The sequence below is a fragment of the Streptomyces sp. YS-3 genome, assembly GCF_045257485.1.
Lineage (GTDB): Bacteria > Actinomycetota > Actinomycetes > Streptomycetales > Streptomycetaceae > Streptomyces.
Genome location: NZ_JBJHPC010000837.1, coordinates 1 through 2,318 on the forward strand (window position 1 = coordinate 1; position 2,318 = coordinate 2,318).

The 2,318-nt window shown below is 71.4% G+C and carries 2 protein-coding genes; both read left to right on the top strand.

What is annotated here, in order from left to right:
• On the top strand, positions 1–692 hold a 692-nt coding region (locus tag ACJA3G_RS35380), incomplete at its 5' end, for a DUF4344 domain-containing metallopeptidase (protein WP_406557127.1).
• A gap of 914 nt (positions 693–1,606) precedes the next feature.
• Positions 1,607–2,318, top strand: a 712-nt coding sequence (locus ACJA3G_RS35385; RefSeq protein ID WP_406557128.1) for a bifunctional DNA primase/polymerase, incomplete at its 3' end; no start/stop codon positions are given.

A 2,318-nucleotide genomic window follows, 5' to 3' on the forward strand; every position in this document is an offset into this window, starting at 1 on the left:
CCCCCGACCGCCCCGACGCGGCCTTCCTGCGCGGGCGCGGAGTCCTGGAGCGGGCCACCGCCGACGTCGCCTCCCTCGTCCCCGCCGCACGCCTGGACCGCGCCGTGGAGGCGGTCGCCCGCTCCTGCGCCGGAGAGGGCTCGGCCTACGACCCCGAGGCCCGGCGGATCGAGATCTGCTACGACGACGTGGCCCAGGAACGGGCCCTGTTCGCGGCGGCGGGGGTGCGCCCTGCGGACGACGAAGCCGCTGCCGTACTGACGGAGACGTACTTCCATGAGGCAGGGCACGCCCTCGCGGACGTGCTCGGCCTGGACCTGGGCGACCGGGCGGAGGAGGACGCGGCCGACGAGTTCGCCGCCCTGATGCTGATCCGGCGGGGCGCGCCGGGGGAGCGGGAGCTTCGGACGGCGGCCCGGGAGTACGAGCTGTCGGCGGCGGCCGGGGAGGGGGATCCCAGCTCGGGCGCCGAGGCCAGGGACGAACACCCCTCCGACCGGGAACGGGCCGCCCGCCACCTCTGCCTCCTCCACGGCGCCGCCCCCGCCCGCACCACCGACCTGGCTGGGACGGAGCTGCTCCCCCGTGAGCGGGCCGGCCGCTGCGGGGAGGAGTGGCGCACGGTGCGCGAGACCTGGCAGAAACGTCTCGCTTCGCTCGGCAGGCCCAGCGGGCGGGGGTCCAGCGACTGAAGCGACCGGAGCGACTCAAGGCCGGAGAAGGCTCGGGCCAGAACAGAAAGCCAACACAGAGGCCAAAGCAGAAAGACGGCCCAGGAGGCGAAGGACCGGCCGGGGTGACCGCTGTCGGAGCGACCGAAGGCCGGAGCTACTGAAGGCTGCTGAAGACCGGAGCCACCGAAGACCGGAGCGACTGAAGCGACCGAAGCGACTCAGACCCGAACCTTTTGGCGTGTCCCGGACCAGTCGCGGGGGCAGGTGCGGAACTCGGTCGCTTCAGTCGCTTGAGTAGCTGGGCCCGCGAGGGCTTCGGTAGCTGCCCTTCAGTCGCTGCCGAAGCCTTCGGTCGCTGTTACGCCCGGTAAGGGTGACGGCGATTTGGGCGTTTTGCGAACGCAGCTACTGAACCGAGCGACCGTGAGAGCTTCAGTAGCTGTTCAGTCGCTGCCATGAAACCGCAGGTCAGAGGCGTGCGGGTGCTCGGATCAGCGACTGAAGCGACTCTGGCTCCAGTATTAGGTAGCCGTTTTGGTGATTTCCTCGTATGCGCGTGTGAGTTATAAGTAGGGGTTTTTAGTCGCTGTCAGTCGCTTGTGGATCTCCACATGGCCTCTGACCTGGTGTTTTAGGCAGCACCGAAGACAGCGACTGAAAAATCCTCAGTCGCTGCCCTTCGGTCGCTGGTCGCTCGTTGAGTAGCTGGGCCCCCGATCCCCGGTGCCCGGCCCGGCCGGCGTCGGTGCCCCGACACGGCGGGCGTTTTCCGTGGGCCTGCGCTCACCCGCCCCGATGCTTCGCTAACCTATGTCCGTCGTTGAGTCGCTTCAGTCGCTGAGTAGGGGAACCACATGACTGCTGAGCTGCGGTTTTCACGCAGCGACTCAGAGCAGTCAGCCCCGGAGCCGACTCTTGCTGAGCTCGCGGCGATGGGCCCCCACGCCCTGGCCCGGGGCTGCGCCGCCCGTGACTGGCCCGTGCACCCCCTCGCGCCGGGCCGCAAAACGCCCGTGGCCAACTGCTCGCGCTGCCGCCGCCCGGGCCATCGGTACGAAGGCTGCGACTGCGTCGACGCCGGTCGCTGGTGCCACGGGTTCCACTCCGCCACCGTCGACCCCGCCCGGGTCGACCGCTGGTGGGGCGGTGACAGCGACCTGGGCGTCGCGGTCTCCTGCGGACCCGCGGGCCTCGTCGTGATCGACGTCGACGACCACCCCCAGCCGCTCCCGGGCCGCGACCGCATCCTGCCGGGCATCGCGATCCACGACGACGTCGATCTGCGGGGCATGGCCAACGGCTTCCACACGCTGGCCGTCCTGGCCGCCCTGCGGGGCGAGCGGAGCCCGGCCGAGGACACCTCGACCCTGCGCGTGCGTACCCCGTCGGGCGGCCTGCACGTCTGGTACGAGGCCGTTCCCGACGGCCGCCGCTGGCACTCCTCCGTGGGCCAGGGCGGCGGCTGCTCCCTGGCCTGGCAGGTGGACGTACGCGCGCACGGCGGCTACATCGTCGCCCCGGGAACCGTCACCCCCGCCGGGAGGTACGTGCCTGTGGAAGGCGCGGGGGAGCCCGCCCCCCTGCCCGCCTGGCTCGCGGGCGAACTGGAGCGCACGGGCCATCTGCGGGCCCAGCGGGTGCCCC